A 20,343-nucleotide genomic window follows, 5' to 3' on the forward strand; every position below is an offset into this window, starting at 1 on the left:
ACAGCGCGCCGGGCAGCGCGCCACCAAAGCCGCGGCCCGGGCAGGTGGCGGGCTAGCTGGCCTTCCCCCGCAGCAACGGCGCCAGATCATCCGGCACCTCGACCTCGAAGCGCAGCACCGCGCTGGCCAGGGCCTTGCCGTAATTGTCGAGCGCCAGGCTGCGCGACACGCCGCCGCCCAGTGCGCCGTGCGCGACGAAATTCAGCACCTGCAAGCCGTCGGCCTCGAAGCGCTCGACCTTGCCGGTCACCACGCCGCCATAGAGCGCCTTGAAGGCGTCCGCGGTGAGTTGTGCCTTGAGGCAGGGATAGAAGGCGGGTTCGTAGGCAATCACCGAGGTGTTGGAGATATCGCCCTTGTCGCCGGATCGGGTATGCGCCAGGCGCCGTAGTGAAACCTTCATCGCGGGGACCTCAAAAGTAGTGGATTTCGGAGCTGACCTGCGTGCGCGGCACCAGCGCGGACCACACGCCGATGATCTCGCGCGTGCGTTCCTGGTGCGGCACGCGCTTGCCGGTGGAAGCCAGCCCGCACACCGCCATGCTGTCGATCTCGCGGCCCACCTTGGCCGCTTCGGCGCGGGTGCGGGTGCGCGCGGCCACCCGCACGGCGATCTCGTTGGGCTCGCAGGCCGGCGCCGGCGAAGCATCCCCGTGGATGGCATTGACGCCAAGGAAGTCGATGCGCAGCGCCTGCGCGTCCAGCCCCGCCAGCCGGAACCGGTGCTCCAGGATGGTCTTGGCCAGCCGCGCCTTCTCCAGGCAGCCGGGCCCGGCGTAGAAGAACATGTCCTCGCCGATGAAGCCCTCGGTGCAACCCAGCGAGACCTTGAGCGTGGGCGTGCGGGGCGATCCGCTGACGCCGCTCACGCGGACCTGGTCGGGGCCGACCTGTTCCAGTTGCGCCGTGGTGAAATCCACCACCACGTCCGGCGTGATGTAGCGGCGCGGGTCGTGCACCTCGTAGAACATCTGTTCCTTCACCGTCTGCAGGTCGATGCGGCCGCCGGTGCCGGCCACCTTGGAGATCACGGCGGTGCCGGCTGCATCCACTTCGGCGATGGGGAAGGCAAGGTTCCAGGGCTCGGGCACGTCCTTGTAGCCGGGATCGCCGAAGTAGCCGCCGGTCACCTGCGCGCCGCATTCGAGCAGGTGGCCGATGGCGCTGCCGCGCGCCAGCAGTTCGATCTCGTGCGCGCCCCAGCCGAAGCTGTGCATCATCGGCGCGAGGAACAGGGAGGGATCGGCCACGCGGCCGGTGACCACGATCTGCGCGCCGGCTTCCAGCGCGCGCACGATGGGCTCGGCTCCTTCGTAAGGCTCGGCGGAAATCAGCGAGTCGCGCAGCGTGGCGATGGGCGCGCCGCTTTCCAGGATCTCCAGCGGCTGGCTGCAGATGCCGCCGGTCAGGTCCGTGGTGGTGACGGCGGCGATCTTCACGCCGGGCAGGCCGAGTTCCTCGCACAGCCGGGCGATGTGCCGCGCCGCGCCGAGCGGATTGATCCAGCCCTGGTTGCTGACGATGCGCGTGCCCTGGGCAATGCAGTGCGGCAGCACCGCGCGCATGCGCTCGTCGAGGTAGGTGTCGTAGCCTTCGAAGGCGGGGTCGCGCCGCTTGCGCACCTGCGCGGCGGACACCGTGGCCTCGGCCATGGTTTCGAAGCAGAGGAAGTCGAGCTTGCCGTGCTGCGCGCTGAGCGCCGCGGGTTCGACGCGGTCGCCCCACCAGCCCGAGCCCGAGCCGATGCGGATGGTCTTTGCTGCCATGAGGGAATCCTTGGTTCGCTGTTGGGTGTCTACTGGGCCTGGATGCCGGCGCTCCTGATCACGCGCGACCATTTCTCGGTGTCGGCGCGGATCACGGCGGCGAAGGCGGCCGGCGTGTCGCCGCCCGGCACCGCGCCGAGCTGCTCGATACGCTGCCTGACCTCCGGCGTGGCGAGGATGCGCGCCACCGCCTGCTGCAGCCGCGTCACCAGCGCAGGCGGCGTGCCGGCCGGTGCCAGCAGGCCGAACCAGGAATTCACCACATAGCCGGGCAGGCCGGATTCCGCCACGGTGGGCACGTCGGGCAGCACGGGCGCGCGCTGCGGGCTGGTCACCGCCAGCGCGCGCACCTTGCCGGCCTGGATCTGCGCCAGCGCCGACGGCAGGTTGTCATACATGAGGTTGACCTGCCCCGCCAGCAGGTCGGTCATGGCGGGCGCGGCGCCCTTGTAAGGCACGTGCTGCATCTTCACCCCGGCCATGCTGTCGAGCAGTTCGCCCGAGAGATGCGGCGAGCCGCCGGTGCTGGTGGACGCATAGTTGAGTCCGCCCGGCCGCTGCTTTGCCAGCGCGACCAGCTCGGCCACGGACTTGACCGGCAGCGTGGCGTTGGTCAGCAGCACATTGGGCGAGTTGGCCACCAGCGTCACCGGCGCGAAGTCCCTGGCCGAGTCGTATGGCATGCGCGCGTAGATGAACTGGTTGGTCACCTGGGTGCCGAGCGTGCCCATCAGCAGGGTGTAGCCGTCCGGCGCGGCCTTGGCCACGGCGTCCGCGCCGATGTTGCCGCCGGCGCCGGGCCGGTTATCCACCACCACGGTCTGGCCGAGCGCCTCGCCGAGCTTGAGCGCAACCAGGCGCGCGAGGATATCGGTGGTGCCGCCGGGCGTGAATGGCACCACCAGCCGGAGCGGCTTGGCAGGATAGGTGTCGGCAGCATGCGCTGTTTGCGCGGGCAGCACGAGCTGGGCGCACAGGGCGGCGCAGGCCATGGCGGCGAGGCGCAGGGTGACGCGTCGGTTCATCGTTGTCTCCTGGCAGGCGCCGCCGAAGCGGCGGCACGCGCTGATGGCACTGCGTGCGCGGGTGCGCCGCAGCATTTCGTTGATTGAAATCTTTTGCCGACGATCTTATTCACGCGCGGTTCGCAGCGTCAAACAATGGCTGCGAATTTTCATTGAATGAAAATCCGGGGATTTTTGCGCGGGCTCCCGGCGGCTCCGAGGGGAGTGGCTCGCGGCACCGCCGCGGGCGGGCGCGCCGGCGCGTGCGCGCTGCCGGTTGCGCAGGGGCGATGCCGGTGCGTTGGATCAAGTGGGCGTGCTTAGCGTCGGGGGGCGTTGCACTGCGGCTTCGCTGCCGCGCCGCGCCTGCCTGCGCGGTGGACGGCCGCGCGGCGGAGCGCGGCCATGGGCGGCCGGGCGGCCGCCCAGGATTCAGTAGCTGGAGTAGGGTTGCGGATATTGCTGCTGGTAGCCTTGCTCGTAGCCTTGCTGATACGGCTGCGGATACTGCTGCTGGTAGTAGGGCACGGCCTGTACCGGCTGCGGACCGCACGGCACGTAGGCGCGGTGGTAGCTGCTGTAGCAATAGCCCGGGGGCGGCGAGTAGACCGGCGCCGGCGCGGCCATGGCGACCGGCTGGCTGATCACGGCTGCGCCGACGGCCAGGCCAACCAGCGCACCGATGGCCAGCGCTGCCGCGCCGGCGCCGCTATCGCCGCGGTCGCCGCGCCCGTGCGCCGAGGCTGGCCCGGCCGCGAGCAGCGAGGCGGCGAGCAGGCTCGCACCGAGGACACGAACTGCACGGTTGGCACGAGTGGGATTGCGCATGACGGGCTCCTGGATCCTGATGGGGGCCAGCGCAAGCGTGCTGGCCATGAGGTCATCCTAAGCCCAAGGTGTCACTGCAATATTACGGCGCGGTTAGCAGATGTAACGCCGGGGCGACGGCGCACGCCCGTTTCTCCGGCCTTGCCTTCAGGGGGCCGGACGAGCCGGCGGCGGTGGCGATTGGGGTGGCGCAGGCGGCGGCGCTTCGGCCGTCCCGGCTGATGGCGGCGGTGCTTTCTTCTGGTGATGCTTGTGCTTGTGCTTCTTGTGGGGCGCGGGCTGGTGCGGCAGCGGGGTTTGCGTGGCGCGCTCGCCCTGGGCGCGCTGCGGCTGGGGCGGCGGGAGTTGCGACAGCTGGGCATGGGAGACCCCGCCCAGGGTCAGGGCCATGGCGAGCATGGCCGCCTTGAGGGTAAGCAGGCGTGATTGCATGGTGGTTCTTCGAATCCTCGGTGCTTGGTTAGTAATATTCCGTCACCATTATCAGCGGGCCGGAGGCGGTGCAATGCAGGACGAAGGCGGATTCGTGCATCGGCGTTGCCGCGCTGGCAACCTTGCAGGCGTGCCGGGTGCCGCCGTGCCCCGGCTCCGGTCGCGTCATGCCCTGCCTGTGCCGCCGGGTGCCGGTTCCTGTCCGGCCGCCGGCAGTGCCGCCCCGGCATGGCCTTCATGCTGCCGTCCCAGCCACCAGCCCAGCCATGCCCAGGCCAGCGCCAGCGCCGCGCCGGTCAGCGCCACCACGGCGGGGTGGCCGGAGAGGGCATCGATGGCTGTCTTGATCCAGGCGCTGATCGCGTCGCCGGCACGGTAGACGGCGGTGTCGATCACGTTCTTGGCCTTGTACTTGGTCTCGGCGTCCACCACGGTAAACAGCATCTCGCGGCCGGGCCGCAGCAGGGCGTACTCGCCCACGCGGCGCAGGACCATTACCGCGGCCAGCACGCCGAAGGCCGGCCACAGCGCCAGTACCAGGAAGCCGGCGGCCACCGAAAGCGGCACCGCGCTCAGCAGCAGGGTCACGCCATAGCGCCGCGCAATGCGTCCTGAGAAGAAGACCTGCACCAGGATGGTCAGCGCCTGCACGATGGCGTCGATGGCGCTGAACACCTGGGTCTGCTGCGTGCGGCTGGGAAAGGTCTGTGCCACCAGCCTGGCCTGCTCGAAGTAGAGGAAGGTGCTGGCGGTAGCCAGCAGGATCACGAACAGGCTGATGCCAAGCAGGTAGCGCGAGCGTGCCACCAGCGTGAGTCCGGCCCACAGCCCGCCGCCGATGGGCTTGGCCGGATCCTGCGCCACCACCGGATCGTCCGCCCTGGCCACGCCCGCGCCGGCGCGCTTGCGCCAGCCGAACAGGAAGCCCGCGCCCGGCAGCGTTGTCGCCAGCAGCGCCGCCGACAGCAGCATCAGCCCGGTCAGGCCGATGCGCGGGACCAGCCAGCCGCCCAGCAGCGGACCGGCCAGCCCGCCTGCGCTGGCGCCCGCTGCCAGCAGCGCGAACAGGCGCCGTGCCTGGCCGGGACGGAATACGTCCGCCATCAGGCTCCATGCCACCGACACCACGAACAGGTTGAACACCGACAGCCAGACGTAGAACGCCCGCGCCATCCAGATGCTGTCAGGTACTGCGCGCGTGGCCAGCGCGAATGCCACCAGGTTGGCCACGAAGAAAGCGTAGACCCACGGCACGAAGCGGCGGCGCTGCAAGCGCGCGCTGCACAGCCCGTAGATGGGGATGGCCACCAGCATCACCACGAAGGTGGCGGTAAACAGCCACTGCAGATTCTGCACGCCGCCGGCGATGCCCATGGTTTCGCGCACCGGGCGCAACATGAAATAGCTGGCGAACAGGCAGAAGAAGAACAGGAAGCCGGCTGCCACGGCGCTGCCCTCGCCGGGCTGGATGCCTAGCCCGTGGCGGGCCGCGCGCGCGGTGCCGGTCATGGCGCGCTCACGCCAGCAGCGCGGCGATCTGCGCGCGCTGGCGAGCGTCGGGCATGCGGCCAAGGCCGGCGCCAAGGTTGTCCTGCATGTTCTTCGGCTTGGACGTGGCGGGGATGGCCGCGGTCACGGCCGGATGGCTGACGATGAATTTCAGGAACAACTGGCCCCAGGAGGCGCAGTCGATCTCGGCGGCCAGCGGCGGCAGCGCGCGGTCCTTGACGGTGCGGAACAGGCGGCCGTCCTGGAACGGGCGGTTGACCAGCACCGCCACGCCGCGCTCCTGGCACAGCGGCAGCAGCGCGCGCTCGGCGTTGCGCTCGGCCAGGGAGTAGTTGAGCTGGACAAAATCCAGCCGCTCGGCGCGCACGATCTGCGCCAGCGCTTCGTGCGTGTCCTCGCGGTAGTGGGTGATGCCGATATAGCGCGTCTTGCCCTGTTCCTTGAGCTGGCGCAGGAAGCGCAGATTGTCGCGCCAGTCGATCAGGTTGTGTACCTGCAGCAGGTCCACGCCGTCGCTGTGCAGGTCGCGCAGCGATTGTGCCCACTGCGCCTGCGCCGAGCTGCCGGCCGAGGTGGAGATCTTGGTGGCGAGGAACACCTTGCCGCGCGCGTGCGCGCCTTGCAACAGGTCCCCGGTGACGGGTTCCGCGCTGCCGTAGCTCGGCGCGGTGTCGATCACCGCGCCGGGCGTCTGCAGCAGCAACGCCAGCACCTCGGCCAGCGGCGCGCGCTCGCTGGCTTCGGTGCCCACGTTGAAGGTGTCGGCGGTGCCCATGCCGATCACGGGGAGCGTGTCGCGCGTGCCGGGGATCGGGCGGCGCAACGGGCCCTGCGCCGTTGGCCCGGTGGCGGTCCACGCGCCGCCGGACAGGCCGAGGGCCGCGGCGAGACAGGTGCTATGGCTAAGGAAACGGCGTCGATCGGGTGACATGGCGATCTCCCTGCAAGGCAGGCGGACATCTTCTCACAGAAGGCAGTCCCCCGTTGACGGCCGGACGCGCGCCGTTCCCGCAGTGCTTGCCTTGGCCGCCGCCTTTGCGCCAGCGGCAACACCCGATTGCAAAATGAAATCCTGGGTCTGACAATGCCGGGCAACAGAGGCCGGGCGCCTTTCGCCACGGCCCGCGGCCACCCGGCCACAGGGGAGACCAGACACCACCATGCGCACCCAGGTAGCGATCATCGGCGCCGGCCCGGCGGGCCTGCTGCTCGGGCATCTGCTGCGCCGCGCCGGCATCGATGCCGTGGTGCTGGAGGACCGCAGCCGCCGGCACGTGGAGGCGCGCATCCGCGCCGGTGTGCTGGAGCAGAACACGGTGGACCTGCTGGTGGCGTCCGGCGTGGGCGGGCGGCTGCAGAGCCAGGGCATGCGGCACGACGGCATCGACCTCCTGTTCGGCGGCAGGCGCCATCGCATCGACCTGTCCGGGCCGACGGGCGGCCGCGCCATCACGGTGTACGGCCAGCACGAGGTGGTCAAGGACCTGATCGCCGCGCGCCTGGCGGATGGCGCGCCCTTGTACTTCGAGGCCGGCGAGGTGGCGCTGCACGACATCGGCGGCAATGCGCCCTTCGTCACGTTCCGGCACGGCGGGCGCGGCCGCACCCTGCATTGCGACTACATCGCTGGCTGCGACGGCTTCCACGGGGTGTCCCGGCAGGCCATCCCGGTCGCCGCGCTGCAGCTGTTCGAGCGCAGCTACCCGTTTGCCTGGCTCGGCATCCTGGCGCAGGCCGCGCCTGCCGCGCAGGAACTGATCTACGCCAGCCACGAGCGCGGCTTCGCGCTGTTCTCGATGCGCTCGCCCGAGATCACGCGGCTCTACCTGCAATGCCGTCCCGACGAGGATCTTGCGCAGTGGCCGGACGCGCGCATCTGGCAGGAGCTGCACGCGCGCCTCGAGACCGGCGACGGCTGGCGCCTCAACGAGGGGGCGGTGCTGCAGAAGGGGGTGACGCCGATGCGCAGCCATGTGGTCGAGCCGATGCAGCACGGACGGCTGTTCCTGGCCGGCGACGCAGCGCATATCGTGCCGCCGACCGGCGCCAAGGGCATGAACCTGGCGGTGGCGGACGTACGCACGCTGGCGCATGCGCTGGCTGCGCACTACCGCGACGGGCGTGGAGATCTGCTCGCCGCCTACTCCGCGACCTGCCTGCGGCGGGTCTGGCGCGCCGAGCATTTCTCGTGGTGGATGACAGCGCTGCTGCACCGCTTTCCGGATCACACCCCGTTCATGGCGCGACTGCAGCGCGCGGAACTGGAGTACGTTGCGGCGTCGCCGGCCGCCGCCGCGGCGCTTGCGGAAAACTACGTCGGCCTGCCGTTTGCCCGTATCGAGGGCGAATAAGCCGGCCCAATCAGCACAACAGGAGGTTTTCATGACACAGCGCGGTTGCCCCGCATCGCCACCGACACCGGCATCGCAGCCACCGCAGCCCGGGGCGGGCCGGCCATGACCGGCACGCTGGCCGGGGTACTGTTCGACGGCGTGGCCTATGGCTGCCTGCTGTTCCTGATCAGCGTGGGGCTGTCGGTCACCATGGGGCTGATGAACTTCGTCAACCTGGCGCACGGCGCCTTCGCCATGTTCGGCGGCTACGTGGCGGTGGTGCTGATGAGCCGGGCCGGGGTGCCATTCCTGGCTACGCTGCCGCTGGCCTTCGCCGGGGCGGCGGCGGTGGGCTGGGTGCTGGAGCGCACCCTGTACCGGCGGCTTTACCGCGCCAGTCATCTCGACCAGGTGCTGTTTTCGATCGGGCTGACCTTCATGTCGATCGCCGGCGCCACCTACCTGTTCGGGCCCGGGCAGCAGCCGGTGGAACTGCCGGGCTTCCTGCGCGGGCAGGTGCGCCTCGGCGGGCTGGACCTTGGCGCCTACCGGCTGTTCCTGATTGGCGTGGTGGTGGCGATCACCGCCGCGCTGGGCTGGCTGGTCGCGCGCACGCGCTTCGGCGCGCAGGTGCGCGCGGCGGTCGACAACCAACAGGCGGCGCGCGGGCTCGGCATCAACGTGGAGCGCGTGTTCAGCCTGACCTTCGCGCTCGGTTCCGCGCTGGCGGGGCTGGGCGGGGGGCTGGGCATCGATGTGCTCGGCCTCGATCCCGCCTTCCCGCTCAAGTACATGGTGTACTTCCTGCTGGTGGTGGCGGTGGGCGGCGCGGGCACCATCCGCGGGCCGCTGGTGGCGGCGCTGCTGCTGGGCGTGGCCGACGTGGCCGGCAAATACTACGTGCCCGCGGTGGGCGCCTTCGTCATCTATGCGCTGATGGTGCTGCTGCTGGTGCTGTTCCCGGCCGGCCTCTACGGGAGGCGGGCATGAGCGCCGTGGACAAGGCCCGCGCCCCCGCCGTGGCGGACACGAAGGGCAATGCGCGCGGCACGCGGCTGCCGGACGGGCGCTGGCACCCCGGCGAGATCGTGTTCTGGCTGCTGCCGGTGGCGGCGTTTTTCCTCCTGCCGGGCTACCTGATCCTCGGCAGCCAGGTGCTGATCACCGGGCTGTTCGCGCTCTCGCTGGACCTGCTGCTGGGCTACGCCGGCATTGTGTCGCTCGGGCACGCGGCCTTCTTCGGGCTGGGCGCCTATACCGCCGGCCTGCTGGCCGCGCATGGCTGGGGCGAGCCGCTCAGCGGATTGCTGGCCGCCGCCGCGGTGGCCGGTGCGGCAGGGTGGCTGGCGAGTTTCCTGGTGGTGCGCGGTGGCGACCTCACGCGGCTGATGGTGACGCTCGGCATCGGGCTGATGCTGTTCGAGGCGGCCAACAAGGCGGCCTTCATCACGGGCGGCGTGGATGGCTTGTCGGGCGTGACCATGGCGCCGCTGCTCGGCCTGTTCGAGTTCGACCTGTTCGGCAAGACGGCCTATCTCTACAGCCTGGCGGTGGCCTTCGCGCTGTTCGTGCTGGTACGCAGGCTGGTGCAGTCGCCGTTCGGACTGTCGCTGCGCGGCCTGCGCGAAGGGGCACGCCGGATGCCGGCACTGGGGGCGAACGTGCCGCGCCGGCTCGGCGCGGTGTTTGCCGTGGCGGCGGCGCTGGCGGGCGTGGCGGGCGGCCTGCTGGCGCAGACCACCCAGTTCGTCGGCATGGACGTGCTGGGCTTTCCGCGCTCGGCGGAACTGCTGGTGATGCTGGTGCTGGGCGGCACCGGGCGGCTGTATGGCGCCTTGCTGGGGGCGGCGGCCTTCATGATCGCGCAGGATGTGCTGGCCGGCATCGATCCGGTCTACTGGCAGTTCTGGATCGGCCTGCTGCTGGTGGTGATCGTGCTGTTTGCGCGCGGTGGCCTGATGGGGGCCATCGACGTGGTGCGCGGCGCCCTCGGGCGCGTCGCGCGCAAGGGGCAGCCATGACCGCGATGCTGCGTACCGAAGGCCTGTCCAGGTCCTGGGGCGGCTTTGCCGCCAACAGCGATATCTCCCTGCGCTTCGCGCCTGGCGCCCGCCATGCGCTGATCGGGCCGAACGGCGCGGGCAAGACCACCTTCATCAACCTGCTCACCGGGGCGCTGCCGCCCACCGCCGGCAGCATCTGGCTCGGCGACGAGGACATCACCAGGCTGCCCCAGCACGCGCGCGTGCGTCGCGGCATGACGCGCACCTTCCAGATCAACACCCTGTTCCCGGGGCTGACGGTGCTGGAATCGGTGGTGCTGGCCGTGGCCGAGCGCAGCGGCGCCTGGCGCATCTGGGGCCGCACCGTAGCCTCGCAGCGCGCGCTGGCGGACGAAGCCATGGCCGTGCTGGCCAGCCTGCGTCTCGACGCCGACGCCGATACCGCGACGCGCAACCTGCCTTACGGCAAGCAGCGCCTGCTGGAGATTGCGCTGGCGCTGGCCACGCGGCCGGCCATCCTGCTGCTGGACGAACCCGCCGCCGGCATCCCGGCCGGCGAGAGCGCGGAGCTGTTCGGCGTGATTGCCGCCCTGCCGCGCGATATCACCATCCTCTTCATCGAGCACGACATGGACCTGGTATTCCGCTTTGCCGAGCGCATCACGGTGCTGGTGGGCGGCCGCGTGCTGGTCGAAGGCACGCCGGCGCAGATCGGCGCCGACCCGCGCGTGAAGGAGGTCTACCTCGGGGAGGCCGCGCATGACTGAGCTGCTACGGGTGGAGGGCCTGGCGGCGGGCTATGGCGACGCCGTGGTGATCGACGACATCGGCTTCACGTTGCAGGCAGGCGAAAGCCTGGCCTTGCTGGGCCGCAATGGCGTGGGCAAGAGCACGCTGCTGATGACGCTGATGGGCCTGACCCGGCAGCGGCGCGGCGGCCTGCACTGGCAGGGGCGCGACCTGGCCCGCATGGCCACCCACCAGCGCGCCGCGGCCGGCCTGGGCTGGGTGCCGCAGGAGCGCTGCATGTTCGCCTCGCTGACCGTGGAGGAGCACCTCACCGCGGTGGCGCGCCCGGGGCACTGGAACGTAGCGCGCGTCTACGAAGTCTTCCCGCGCCTGCGGGAGCGGCGCGCCAACCTGGGCAACCAGTTGTCCGGAGGCGAGCAGCAAATGGTTGCAATCGGACGCGCGCTCATGGTTAACCCGTCTCTACTATTACTGGATGAGCCGATGGAGGGTTTGGCGCCTATCATTGTTCAGGAATTGCAGCAGGTGATTCGCCGGCTGATCGAAGACGGCGGCATGGCGGTGATCGTGGTGGAGCAGCATGCGCGCCTGGCGCTAGGCATGACCCGGCGCGCCATGGTGCTCGACCGGGGCAGGGTGGTACATGAATCGACCAGCGCGGAGTTGCTGGCGGACAAGGGCAAGCTGGACCGGATGCTGGGCGTTGCCTGAGCCATGGCTGCGGGCCAAGCCCATTCCTTTCAAGGCGGGTAGTTCCGGGGGACTATGGAAACCCATGAGCAGAAGCGTCTGGTCAACGCCTATATCAAGCGTTACAGCCGGTATGACCCGGCCATTGGCCGGCACGAGGTACGTTCGTTCTGGGTGTGGCAGGCCTGCGACTGGCTCTGCGTCAACGACCCGGCGGGGCTCTGGGAACTGGTGCTGGCTGTCCTGGGCCGCACCGACAGCGCCCGGGTGCTCGCCGCGCTGGCAGCCGGCGAGCTCGAAGACCTGATCGAGTACCACGGTCCGGCATTCATCGGGCGCATCGAGCAGCAGGCCGCGCGCGACCCGCGCTTTCGCCGCCTGCTGTGCAATGTGTGGCGCAGCTCCACGCCCGAGGTATGGGCGCGCGTGCTGGCCGCCAGCGATGGCAATTTCAACGAGGTGCCGCAGCGCGCGATGTGGGTCTGCTATGAGGTGCGCGTGAATGCCGAGCCGTGCGAGCCCGCCGCGGGCAGCGCCGCGCAGGCGGGGCAGGCCGGGCAGGCGGACGGCGCGGGCAAGGCGCCCGCCCGCATCGTGCCGCCGGCGTTTGCGCGCCGCGCCGGCGAGCGGGATCCGGCGGGGCCGGCCCGCGCGTGCGCGGCTGCACGGCACGCGGCACGCGCTACTTCCCCGGATCCTTGACGTCGGCGAACTTGTCGAACTCCACGTTGTAGAGCTCGCCCCCCACTTTTTCCACGCGGCGGATATAGACCGACTGCACCACGTCGCGCGTGGCCGGATCGATGGTGATCGGGCCGCGCGGGCTGGCGATCTTCATGCCCTTGAGCGCGGCCAGCAGCTTGTCGCCGTCGGTGACGCCGCCGGTCTTCTTCAGCGCGTCGTAGATGGCGTGCATGCCGTCATAGGCGGCCACCGCCATGAAGTTGGGCCTGCCCGCGCCCGGGTTGGTCTCGGCGAAGGCCTTCAGGAAGGCCTTGTTCTCGGGCGAATCGTGCGCCATGGAGTAATGGAAGGACGTGATCACGCCGAGCGTGGCGTCGCCCATGGCCGGCAGCACGTGGTCGTCGGTCAGGTCGCCGGTGGCGATCACGCGGATGCCGGCCTCGGCCAGGCCGCGCTCGCGGAATCCCTTCATGAAGGCCACGCCCTGTTCGCCAGCGGGCAGGAAGAGGAACACCGCCTCCGGCCTGGCGTCCTTGATCCGCTGGATGAAGGGGGCGAACTCGGGATTGCGCAGAGGCACGCGGATGGACTCGAGCACCTGTCCGCCGCCGCCGATGAAATTGGTCTTGAATGCGGTTTCCGCATCGATGCCCGGCGCATAGTCCGCCACCAGCGTCACCACCTTGCGTACCTTGTTCCTGATGGCCCAGGTGGCCATCGGCGCCGAGATCTGCGGCAGGGTCATTGAGACCCGCGCGATGTAGCCGGACTTGGTCGTGATGGAAGACGATGCCGCATTGAAGATCACCATTGCCTTCCTGGCCTGCTCGGCGATGGGGGCCACCGCCAGGGCCTCCGGCGTGAGGCCGAAGCCGGCCAGCACATCCACCTTGTCGCGTACCACCAGTTCCTGCGCCAGCCGCTTGGCCACGTCGGGCGCGGGGCCGGTGGTGTCCTTGCTGATGATCACCACCTTGCGTCCCGCCACGGTGTCGCCGTTGAGCTTCTGGAACGCCTTGACGCCGCCCTCCATCTGCTTGCCGTAGTCGGCAAAGCTGCCGGAAAAGGGCGCGATCAACCCGATCTTGACCGGCTCGGCGGCGTGCGCGGGCGAGGACGCCACGGCAAGCGCGCCGCAGGCCGCAAGGGCGCGCAGCAAGGGGGCAAGAATCATCGATGTCTCCTGGATGGTTGCGCTCTGGTACGCGGCGCGCGGGCCGCGGATGTGCTGGCGCGGGCACTGGACGCAGAGTGTAGGGGGGTGATGCGTTCGGTGCAATCGGTGCAATCGGGAGTAGCGCTTGCAGAATCCGGGGGAGGGTTCATGCCGGTATCGTGGGGCAGTTATTTCGATATTTCAATAAATGTCGAAATAACTGCCAGCGACCTGGCCGCTGAATCAGGCATGCATCTGGTTGCTGCCTGCCGTTGCGCTGGCGACGCAGCGCGCCGGTCCGGGCCGGAGCCCGTCCCGTGCCGTTCGGTTTTACGTCTCGGGGGCTTCCGACGCGCGCTTGTCGGCGTCACGCAGGCGCTTGACTGCCTTGCCCAGCAGACCGCCTTCGCTGTTCGCGATCGATTCTTCCAGCGTGGCCAGGGCAGCCTTGACGGCCGTGCCATGGGCGGGGGAGAGCGCCTCGCTTTCAATCAGGGTGTCGGCTTCCTTGCGTGCGCGCTTGCCGAGCTTGCGGCTGAACTCGGGATCGAGCTGGCCTTGCGCGGTGGCGTTGGCAATGTGGTCAAGCAGGGCGATCAGGCCTTGCGCCGTGGTCGTGGCCGGGATCGACTCCTCGGCTTTCCTTGGCTTTTTTGGCATTTTTTTCCTCCAGTTAGGATTTGATTCTATCGTCCGGGAGGAGAGGCTTCCTGCTTCCCAGTATGAAGAGATTATGACAACTGTCATAAAGCGCGGCTTGGCACATTGCACGCGGGCGCCGCCGTCCCTGCTCGCGCGGCGGACGGTTGGCGCGGCCGGGATCGAGATTGCGCACGAGGTCCACGCAGTTCATCGCGCGTTGTCCTTGCTTGGCTGTGATGCGCGCCCGCAGGCACTGGCATGCGGACCGCAGCGGACCGCATGCGGAGCATACGCGGTGGCCGTGCTTTCGGCTACCGGGCTTCTTGTTCGCCGGCCTGTTGCCCGGATCGCCGGGCTGCCACGGCGGGTTCGGGGCCGCCGTCGTCGGCGCGCAAGCGTGCGGCCATCATGCGCACGCGCAGGTTGCCGTATTTCCTGAGATACCAGATGCCCACCAGCGCCGCCGAGAAACCTGCCGCGGCGCCGATGCCAAGCGCCCAGCGCGGGCCGAAGCGGTCCGCCACCCAGCCGACGACCGGCGCGCCGAGCGGCGTGCCACCCAGCACGATGGCGAGCAGGATCGCCACCACGCGCCCGCGCATGGCCGGTTCGGTGGAGAGCTGGACCAGGCTGTTGGTCGAGGTGGTGATGGTCTGGGCGGACATGCCGATGATGACGAGTGCGGCACCGAACAACGCATAGCCGGGCATGACCGCGGCCAGCGTGCAGCCGATCCCGAACACGGCGCAGGCACTCGCCAGCAGCGTGACCTTGGGTTTCGCGCGCCGGGCCGCCAGGAGCGCCCCGGTGACGGAGCCGATGGCCATGGTCGATGACAGCAGGCCGTACTGGCCGGCGCCGGCGTGGAAGACGCCCACCGACATGGTGGAGATGAAGATCGGGAAGTTGAGGCCGAACGTGCCGATCAGGAAAAGCATCAGCAGTACCGCCTTCAGGTCGGGACGCTTCCAGACATAACGGAAGCCGTCGGCGAGGCCCGCGCGGCTGTGGGGCGTCTTCTCTTTCCGGTGCAGCTCGTGCAGGCGCAGGCGGCTCAGCGAGCCGATCACCGCCGCGAAGGATGCCGCGTTGATCAGGAACACCCAGCCCGAGCCCACCGCCGAGATCAGGCCGCCGGCGATGGCCGGGCCGATCATCCGCGCGGCGTTGAAGGACGTGGAGTTCAGCGCCACGGCATTGGACAGGTCCGCCTCGCCGACCAGTTCCGAGACGAAGGTCTGGCGCGCCGGCGCGTCGAACGCGGTGACGCAGCCCAGCAGGAAGGCGAACAGGTAAACATGCCAGGGCTGCACCAGCCCGGTGACGGTGAGGATGCCCAGCCCCAGCGCCAGCGCGCCCATGGTGGCCTGCGTCGCGAACAGGAGCTTGCGCCGGTCGAGGTGATCTGCCGCGTAGCCGGTGAGCGGCAGCAAGAGCATCTGCGGCCCGAACTGGAGCGACATGACGATGCCCACGGCGGTCGCGTTGTGGCGCGTGAGATGGGTGAGGACGATCCAGTCCTGGGCGGTGCGCTGCATCCATGTGCCGATGTTGGATACGATGGCGCCGCCGGCCCAGACGCGGTAGTTGAAGGTGCGCAGTGAACGGAAGGTGCTGGCCACTATGGTGTGCCCCGGTTCGCGGTCGTGCGGGCGGGGCCGGTCATGCGCGGGTTCGGCCTAGCAGTGCGATGATTTCCTGCGTGGTGCCGGTCTCGCCCAGCCGCGGGAAGATGCGCGTGACGCTGTTGGCATGGGCGTCGGGGTTCATGTCGGTCATGGCATCCACGGCCAGGGTAACGTTGAAGCCGAGTTCCTGCGCCTGGCGCGCGGTCGATTCGACGCCGATGCTGGTGGCGATGCCGGCAATCACGACCTGCGTGACGCCCAGGCTCCTGAGATGCGCCTCAAGGCCTGTGCCGGTGAACGCGCCCCAGGTCCGCTTCGTCACAAGGTGGTCCGCGGGCTGCCGGTTCAGTTCGGGGACCAGGTCGGTCCACCCGGGCGGCAGCTGCCCGAGGTTGCGGGCCTGTTCGGCCCGGCCCGGGGCGCCGCCGGCCACGTTCACGAGTACTACCGGCAGGCCGTGGCCGCGGAAGGCGCTGGCCAGTGCGCTGGCGTTCTCCACGATCCCGCCCACCGGATGCACGGTGGGGTATGACACGATGCCCTGTTGCAGGTCGATGACGATGAGGGCGGTCCTGGGGTCGAGCGTGGTCGTTGTCATGCTGTCTTCCTTGCGGTGATCAGGGCGATGGTGGTTGTGCGCAAGCGGCTTGCCGGGAGTCAGGACTCCACCAGCCGCGCGAGCAGTCCGACGACCCCCGCGAGCTGTTCTTGCTCTGCCGGGGCGAGCTTGGTTTCGATGGCGTGGAACAGCCAGTCCTCGCGCGCCGCGCGGCCGGCCCTGACTGCTTCCACGCAGGCCGGCGTGAGGGACAGGACGGTTTGCCGCCCGTCCGTGGGGTCCGGCGCGCCGCTGACGAGTCCGGCGCTCTTCAGGGCGGATACGGTTTCGCCCATGGATTGCGGGCGCATGCCCTCGGCGCGTGCGAGGGCCGACACCGTGGCCGGCCCGTCGCGCTCCAGTCGCAGCAGTACGCGCAGCTGGGTCCAGCTCAGATGGCTGAAATGCGACTTTTCGCGCAAGCGCCGGGTCAGTTTGCCGAGTACGACCCGCAGCTCCGCCGCCAGGGCATGCGCCGTGTCGGAATCGCTGTGTGGAGCGTTCATGGTGGGAGGGAGATGTGAAGGGTGTCTGTGAAGGTTACCTTCACAAATGGGCGGCAGTCAAGGCGCCACCGGGAATGTGACGCCAGGCGCAAGGCCGGCCGCAAGGGGCAGGCCTGGGGTGGTCCGGTCAGAGTCCGGTAGCGATGTCGAGTCCGGCGAGCACCACGATGCAGCTAAGCGCCAGCATGGCCGACGAGTGTTGCCCGAAATAGACCAGTGCGGCAGCGGACCAGCTTGCCACGGCAAATACGGCGAAACGTTTCATGCTGTCATCGCCGGGGCCGGCGACCTACGGATGAAAAAAAACCCGCCCACGAGGGGCGGGTTGAATCCATGTCTTGGAGACAAGGAGGAGACAGGGGCTAGTATAAACCCTAGGTGTACCGAATCCAATACCCGGATTGGAGCGATTGCTCAAAAACACTGTTGCAACAGCGCATCGTGCACATCCGCGCGCATTGCGGCGCCTGATGCGCCGCATGGCGGGGCGGCCTGCGTGGCGGTGCTCCAACATCGAAGATTGACCTCGTCACGCCTGTTGCTCATCCGGCACCCGGTACGTTGCCAGCCAGACGCGCCTGCCCGTTGAAATAGGCAAGGTTGCCCGCGAAGAACAGCGCAAGCAGCATCGCCGCGATGCCCCAGGCCAGCGGCGGCAGCCACGGCAGCACGGCGGCGACGTCCGGGTGCCTGCCCGCGCCGGCGGCCATCATGGCGATGCGCATGAAGGCCGCCAGCGCGGACAGCGCGAAGACCAGGCCGGTAAACCTGCCTTCGCGCCCGACACGGCCGGCATCCAGGGCCGCATTGGCGGCCGTGCCGAAGATCACGCCCCATAAGCCGCCCGCGGCGCATTGCATGACCAGCACCCAGGCGAGCGATGGCGCGGCGGTGAATCCGCAAAGCGCGAGCGCGCCGAGCGCGGTGGCCGCCAGCAGCAGCACGTGCGCGGGGCATCGCCTGAAGACCGCCGCGCGCGGCAGCAACACGCAGACGGCAAAGCCGATCCAGAAGGCCGGCATGAAACGCGCCAGATCGGCAGCCGGCGCGAAGCGCATGTAGGCCGGCGCCGAATTGACGGCGGTGTGGACCTGGAATCCCAGCGCCAGGCTCCACACGGCAGCAAAGAACAGCCAGGCGGCGCGGATTTTCTCGCCAGGCGCGCCTTGCCTGTCGGCGGCACCGGGCTCGGGCAGATGATCGAGCCAGCGCAACGCCATGACGGCGGCGACCAGCCCCGCGCTTGCCACGGCAAACGGCAAGGTCGGCGAAACGTGGCGCATCCATATGGTCAGCATGGGCGCCAGCGCGGCAGCCACGCCCAAGCCCAGGAGCGAGCACGCCACAAGGAAGGGTGCCGCCGACCGGTGTGTCCTCCTGGCGATGATCACCATCGGCGGCGCGCGCAGCGCGGACGATGTCGCGGCCCATAGCGCGGTCAGTCCGATCAGGAGGATGGGTGAAGTCGTCCTGGGCAGCAGGACAAAGGCAGCGCCCGAGGCTACGCTCAGGGCCAGGATCCAGCCGCCCAGATGCCGCATGGCATTCGCGACGCGGTCCGCCGCGATGCCAAGCGCGCAATCCGTCGCGACGAAGATCGCCTGGTCCATCAGCAGGATCCAGGCGATATGCTGCTTCGCAATGCCAGCTTGCGCCGCCAGCTGCGGCAGGAACGCGAGGTAGAGCGTCCACGTGACCGCAAGCAGGAATTGCACAGCGCAGAAGACCACGGCGCGCATTTGTCTCACCGATCCGACTCGTCGGTACGCAGCCGATGAACGGGGGCTTCATCGGGGGCCGTGCGGCGGCACTTCCCCGACGCCACGCACTTCGTAGCTAAGCATAGAACAGGCTTCCGGCACCGGAAAGCGCCTACTCGACCGTCACGGACTTGGCCAGGTTGCGGGGCTTGTCGATGTCGGTGCCGCGGGCCAGCGCGGTATGGTACGCAAGCAGCTGCATGGGAATCGTATGCAGGATCGGTGACAGCGGCCCGTAGTACTCGGTGAGGCGAAGCACTTCGATGCCGGGGCTTGGCGCGATGCCGCAGTCGCTGTCCGCGAACACGAACAAGCGTCCGCTGCGCGCGCTGACTTCGTGCATGTTCGACTTGAGTTTTTCCAGCAGGCGGTCGTTGGGCGCGACCGCCACCACCGGCATCTCGTTGCTGACCAGCGCCAGCGGGCCGTGCTTGAGTTCCCCGGCAGGATAGGCCTCGGCATGAATGTACGAAATCTCCTTCATCTTCAGCGCCCCCTCCATGGCCACCGGATAATGCATGCCCCGGCCGAGGAAGAGCATGTTCTCCCGGCCTGCCAGGAGCTCCGACCACGCCATGATCTGCGGCTCGAGGGCCAGCACCTTGCCTATGGCGTCCGGCAGGTGGCGCAGCGCCCGCAGGTGCTGCTGCTCGTCGTGCTCGGAGAGGCGCTGGCGGATCTGTGCCAGCGTCAACGCCAGCAGGAATAGCGCGACCAGCTGCGTGGTGAACGCCTTGGTGGACGCCACGCCGATCTCGACCCCCGCGCGCGTGATGAAGGTCAGGGCGCATTCGCGCACCAGCGCGCTGGTGGGAACGTTGCAGATCGCCAGCGTGTGCTGCATGCCTTGCCGCCTGGCGACTTCGACCGCGCCGAGGACGTCGGCCGTCTCGCCGCTCTGCGATACCGCGACCACGAGGGTGCGCGGGTTGGGCACGCTCTCGCGATAGCGGTACTCGCTGGCGATCTCGACGCTGACCGGCAGTCCGGCCAGGCTTTCGATCCAGTACTTGGCGGTCAGCGCGGCATGGTAGCTGCCGCCGCAGGCCAGCAGCAGCACCGAATCCACGCCATTGAACACGCGCCACGCCTTGTCGCCGAACAGCTCCGGCATGATGGCGGTGACATCCTGCAAGGTGTCGGCAACGGCCTGCGGCTGCTCGAAGATCTCCTTCTGCATGTAGTAGCGGTAGGGGCCCAGCTCGGCGCTGCTGCCGTGCGCCGCCACCTGCTGCACGGGGCGCTCCGCGCGCTGGCCGGCCGCGTCGACGATCCAGTAGCGATGCAGCTGCACATCCACCACGTCGCCGTTTTCCAGGTAGACGATCCGGTCCGTGACATTGGCCAGCGCCATGGCATCGGAGGCCAGGAAGTTCTCGCCTTCGCCCACGCCCACCACCAGCGGCATGCCGTTGCGGGCGCCCACCAGGCGGTGCGGCTCGTCGCGGCACAGCACCGCGATGGCAAAGCTGCCGCGCAGCCGGGCACCGCCGCCTTCACCGCCTCGAACAGGTCGCCGTCATAGAGCTGATCGACCAGGTGCGCGATCACCTCGGTATCGGTCTGGCTGGCGAAGACATAACCGCTGCTCTCCAGGCTGGCGCGCAGCTCCTCGTGGTTCTCGATGATGCCGTTGTGCGAGAGCGCGATACGCGCCGCATCCTCGCGCGGCGAGAAGTGCGGATGGGCATTGTCGGTGACCGGCTTGCCGTGGGTTGCCCAGCGCGTGTGGGCGATGCCGGTGTACCCCTGCAAGCCCTGCCGGGCGATGTCCGCCTGCAGGGCGGCGACCCGGTCCACGCTGCGCGCGCGCACCAGCTTGCGATCCGAATGCAGCGCGACACCGCACGAGTCGTATCCGCGGTACTCCAGCCGCTTCAGGCCCTCGACAAGATTCGGGACGATATCCCGCTGCGCGACGGCGCCAACGATTCCGCACATATTGCTTCCCTTTCGTGATCAGCCTAACTGGCAGTGGTCAGGATGGTAGGGTGGGTGTTATGTAATTTTCTTTCATTATTTAAAGGCCAATGAAATAATCGAGCTACTAGTAT

General features: G+C 69.0%; 20 protein-coding genes and 1 pseudogene. 6 read left to right on the forward strand and 15 right to left on the reverse strand.

Translation table 11 applies throughout. The annotated features are described in order from the left end of the window. Positions 1–52: 52 nt before the first annotated feature. The 7 genes from AC1DK4_RS16040 to AC1DK4_RS16070 form a co-directional block, all read right to left on the reverse strand. A complete protein-coding gene (locus AC1DK4_RS16040; RefSeq protein ID WP_441623940.1) occupies positions 53–403 on the reverse strand; it encodes an AtuA-related protein in 351 nt (116 codons plus the stop codon). Positions 404–413: 10 nt separating this feature from the next. Continuing rightward, complete coding sequence (locus AC1DK4_RS16045; protein WP_441623942.1) at positions 414–1,766, reverse strand: acyclic terpene utilization AtuA family protein; 1,353 nt, start codon at positions 1,764–1,766, stop codon at positions 414–416. Between the two features lie 29 nt (positions 1,767–1,795). Further along, on the reverse strand, positions 1,796–2,791 hold the full coding sequence (locus AC1DK4_RS16050) for a Bug family tripartite tricarboxylate transporter substrate binding protein (RefSeq protein ID WP_441623944.1): 996 nt from the start codon (positions 2,789–2,791) through the stop codon (positions 1,796–1,798). Positions 2,792–3,202: 411 nt separating this feature from the next. After that, the gene (locus AC1DK4_RS16055) at positions 3,203–3,598 is read right to left on the reverse strand and encodes a mechanosensitive ion channel protein MscS (protein ID WP_441623945.1); all 396 of its coding nucleotides are present in this window, start codon (positions 3,596–3,598) and stop codon (positions 3,203–3,205) included. Between the two features lie 147 nt (positions 3,599–3,745). Next, positions 3,746–4,030, reverse strand: a complete 285-nt coding sequence (locus AC1DK4_RS16060) for a hypothetical protein (protein WP_441623947.1) — start codon at positions 4,028–4,030, stop codon at positions 3,746–3,748. A gap of 165 nt (positions 4,031–4,195) precedes the next feature. Further along, positions 4,196–5,539, reverse strand: coding sequence for an NTP/NDP exchange transporter (locus AC1DK4_RS16065; RefSeq protein WP_441623949.1), 1,344 nt, complete (start codon positions 5,537–5,539; stop codon positions 4,196–4,198). Between the two features lie 7 nt (positions 5,540–5,546). Next, positions 5,547–6,470, reverse strand: coding sequence for an aldo/keto reductase (locus tag AC1DK4_RS16070; protein ID WP_441623951.1), 924 nt, complete (start codon positions 6,468–6,470; stop codon positions 5,547–5,549). 229 nt (positions 6,471–6,699) lie between these two features. Here AC1DK4_RS16070 and pobA point away from each other — a divergent pair, with 229 nt between their 5' ends. The 6 genes from pobA (at position 6,700) to AC1DK4_RS16100 (ending at position 12,017) form a co-directional block, all read left to right on the forward strand. Then, the gene (gene pobA / locus AC1DK4_RS16075) at positions 6,700–7,890 is read left to right on the forward strand and encodes a 4-hydroxybenzoate 3-monooxygenase (RefSeq protein WP_441623953.1); all 1,191 of its coding nucleotides are present in this window, start codon (positions 6,700–6,702) and stop codon (positions 7,888–7,890) included. A gap of 105 nt (positions 7,891–7,995) precedes the next feature. After that, complete coding sequence (locus AC1DK4_RS16080) at positions 7,996–8,862, forward strand: branched-chain amino acid ABC transporter permease (protein ID WP_441623965.1); 867 nt, start codon at positions 7,996–7,998, stop codon at positions 8,860–8,862. Then, positions 8,859–9,893 carry a branched-chain amino acid ABC transporter permease gene (locus tag AC1DK4_RS16085; protein ID WP_441623955.1) on the forward strand — a complete coding sequence of 345 codons (1,035 nt, stop codon included), beginning with the start codon at positions 8,859–8,861 and terminating at the stop codon, positions 9,891–9,893. The genes AC1DK4_RS16080 and AC1DK4_RS16085 overlap by 4 nt, the downstream gene beginning before the upstream one ends. After that, on the forward strand, positions 9,890–10,642 hold the full coding sequence (locus tag AC1DK4_RS16090; protein ID WP_441623957.1) for an ABC transporter ATP-binding protein: 753 nt from the start codon (positions 9,890–9,892) through the stop codon (positions 10,640–10,642). Before AC1DK4_RS16085 ends, AC1DK4_RS16090 begins: the two co-directional genes overlap by 4 nt. Continuing rightward, the gene (locus AC1DK4_RS16095) at positions 10,635–11,336 is read left to right on the forward strand and encodes an ABC transporter ATP-binding protein (protein WP_441623959.1); all 702 of its coding nucleotides are present in this window, start codon (positions 10,635–10,637) and stop codon (positions 11,334–11,336) included. Before AC1DK4_RS16090 ends, AC1DK4_RS16095 begins: the two co-directional genes overlap by 8 nt. 54 nt (positions 11,337–11,390) lie before the next feature. Next, the gene (locus AC1DK4_RS16100; RefSeq protein WP_477131633.1) at positions 11,391–12,017 is read left to right on the forward strand and encodes a DUF6869 domain-containing protein; all 627 of its coding nucleotides are present in this window, start codon (positions 11,391–11,393) and stop codon (positions 12,015–12,017) included. Here AC1DK4_RS16100 and AC1DK4_RS16105 read toward each other — a convergent pair. From AC1DK4_RS16105 to glmS, 8 genes and pseudogenes are all read right to left on the reverse strand, one after another. Next, entirely contained in the window at positions 11,998–13,173 is a 1,176-nt protein-coding gene (locus AC1DK4_RS16105; protein ID WP_441615119.1) for an ABC transporter substrate-binding protein, read from the reverse strand. The genes AC1DK4_RS16100 and AC1DK4_RS16105 overlap by 20 nt on opposite strands. A gap of 312 nt (positions 13,174–13,485) precedes the next feature. Then, the gene (locus tag AC1DK4_RS16110) at positions 13,486–13,815 is read right to left on the reverse strand and encodes a hypothetical protein (protein ID WP_441615121.1); all 330 of its coding nucleotides are present in this window, start codon (positions 13,813–13,815) and stop codon (positions 13,486–13,488) included. Positions 13,816–14,108: 293 nt separating this feature from the next. Continuing rightward, positions 14,109–15,419, reverse strand: coding sequence for an MFS transporter (locus AC1DK4_RS16115; protein WP_477131634.1), 1,311 nt, complete (start codon positions 15,417–15,419; stop codon positions 14,109–14,111). A gap of 40 nt (positions 15,420–15,459) precedes the next feature. After that, on the reverse strand, positions 15,460–16,023 hold the full coding sequence (locus AC1DK4_RS16120) for an isochorismatase family protein (RefSeq protein ID WP_441615125.1): 564 nt from the start codon (positions 16,021–16,023) through the stop codon (positions 15,460–15,462). Positions 16,024–16,082: 59 nt separating this feature from the next. Continuing rightward, a complete protein-coding gene (locus tag AC1DK4_RS16125; RefSeq protein ID WP_441615127.1) occupies positions 16,083–16,529 on the reverse strand; it encodes a MarR family winged helix-turn-helix transcriptional regulator in 447 nt (148 codons plus the stop codon). Between the two features lie 127 nt (positions 16,530–16,656). Continuing rightward, positions 16,657–16,794 (reverse strand): hypothetical protein, encoded by a 138-nt coding sequence (locus AC1DK4_RS16130; protein ID WP_441615129.1) that lies wholly within the window; start codon positions 16,792–16,794, stop codon positions 16,657–16,659. Between the two features lie 277 nt (positions 16,795–17,071). After that, complete coding sequence (locus AC1DK4_RS16135; protein ID WP_441615131.1) at positions 17,072–18,268, reverse strand: MFS transporter; 1,197 nt, start codon at positions 18,266–18,268, stop codon at positions 17,072–17,074. A gap of 133 nt (positions 18,269–18,401) precedes the next feature. After that, a pseudogene (gene glmS / locus AC1DK4_RS16140) lies at positions 18,402–20,230 on the reverse strand (glutamine--fructose-6-phosphate transaminase (isomerizing)). Positions 20,231–20,343: the final 113 nt, after the last annotated feature.

The sequence above is a fragment of the Cupriavidus sp. 05N38 genome, from assembly GCF_056397345.1.

What these genes read in the sequence shown, in the direction of transcription:
- AC1DK4_RS16040 (WP_441623940.1), bottom strand. Translation starts at nt 403, where the DNA reads ATGAAGGTTTCACTACGGCGCCTGGCGCATACCCGATCCGGCGACAAG.
- AC1DK4_RS16045 (WP_441623942.1), bottom strand. Translation starts at nt 1,766, where the DNA reads ATGGCAGCAAAGACCATCCGCATCGGCTCGGGCTCGGGCTGGTGGGGC.
- AC1DK4_RS16050 (WP_441623944.1), bottom strand. Translation starts at nt 2,791, where the DNA reads ATGAACCGACGCGTCACCCTGCGCCTCGCCGCCATGGCCTGCGCCGCC.
- AC1DK4_RS16055 (WP_441623945.1), bottom strand. Translation starts at nt 3,598, where the DNA reads ATGCGCAATCCCACTCGTGCCAACCGTGCAGTTCGTGTCCTCGGTGCG.
- AC1DK4_RS16060 (WP_441623947.1), bottom strand. Translation starts at nt 4,030, where the DNA reads ATGCAATCACGCCTGCTTACCCTCAAGGCGGCCATGCTCGCCATGGCC.
- AC1DK4_RS16065 (WP_441623949.1), bottom strand. Translation starts at nt 5,539, where the DNA reads ATGACCGGCACCGCGCGCGCGGCCCGCCACGGGCTAGGCATCCAGCCC.
- AC1DK4_RS16070 (WP_441623951.1), bottom strand. Translation starts at nt 6,470, where the DNA reads ATGTCACCCGATCGACGCCGTTTCCTTAGCCATAGCACCTGTCTCGCC.
- pobA (WP_441623953.1), top strand. Translation starts at nt 6,700, where the DNA reads ATGCGCACCCAGGTAGCGATCATCGGCGCCGGCCCGGCGGGCCTGCTG.
- AC1DK4_RS16080 (WP_441623965.1), top strand. Translation starts at nt 7,996, where the DNA reads ATGACCGGCACGCTGGCCGGGGTACTGTTCGACGGCGTGGCCTATGGC.
- AC1DK4_RS16085 (WP_441623955.1), top strand. Translation starts at nt 8,859, where the DNA reads ATGAGCGCCGTGGACAAGGCCCGCGCCCCCGCCGTGGCGGACACGAAG.
- AC1DK4_RS16090 (WP_441623957.1), top strand. Translation starts at nt 9,890, where the DNA reads ATGACCGCGATGCTGCGTACCGAAGGCCTGTCCAGGTCCTGGGGCGGC.
- AC1DK4_RS16095 (WP_441623959.1), top strand. Translation starts at nt 10,635, where the DNA reads ATGACTGAGCTGCTACGGGTGGAGGGCCTGGCGGCGGGCTATGGCGAC.
- AC1DK4_RS16100 (WP_477131633.1), top strand. Translation starts at nt 11,391, where the DNA reads ATGGAAACCCATGAGCAGAAGCGTCTGGTCAACGCCTATATCAAGCGT.
- AC1DK4_RS16105 (WP_441615119.1), bottom strand. Translation starts at nt 13,173, where the DNA reads ATGATTCTTGCCCCCTTGCTGCGCGCCCTTGCGGCCTGCGGCGCGCTT.
- AC1DK4_RS16110 (WP_441615121.1), bottom strand. Translation starts at nt 13,815, where the DNA reads ATGCCAAAAAAGCCAAGGAAAGCCGAGGAGTCGATCCCGGCCACGACC.
- AC1DK4_RS16120 (WP_441615125.1), bottom strand. Translation starts at nt 16,023, where the DNA reads ATGACAACGACCACGCTCGACCCCAGGACCGCCCTCATCGTCATCGAC.
- AC1DK4_RS16125 (WP_441615127.1), bottom strand. Translation starts at nt 16,529, where the DNA reads ATGAACGCTCCACACAGCGATTCCGACACGGCGCATGCCCTGGCGGCG.
- AC1DK4_RS16130 (WP_441615129.1), bottom strand. Translation starts at nt 16,794, where the DNA reads ATGAAACGTTTCGCCGTATTTGCCGTGGCAAGCTGGTCCGCTGCCGCA.
- AC1DK4_RS16135 (WP_441615131.1), bottom strand. Translation starts at nt 18,268, where the DNA reads ATGCGCGCCGTGGTCTTCTGCGCTGTGCAATTCCTGCTTGCGGTCACG.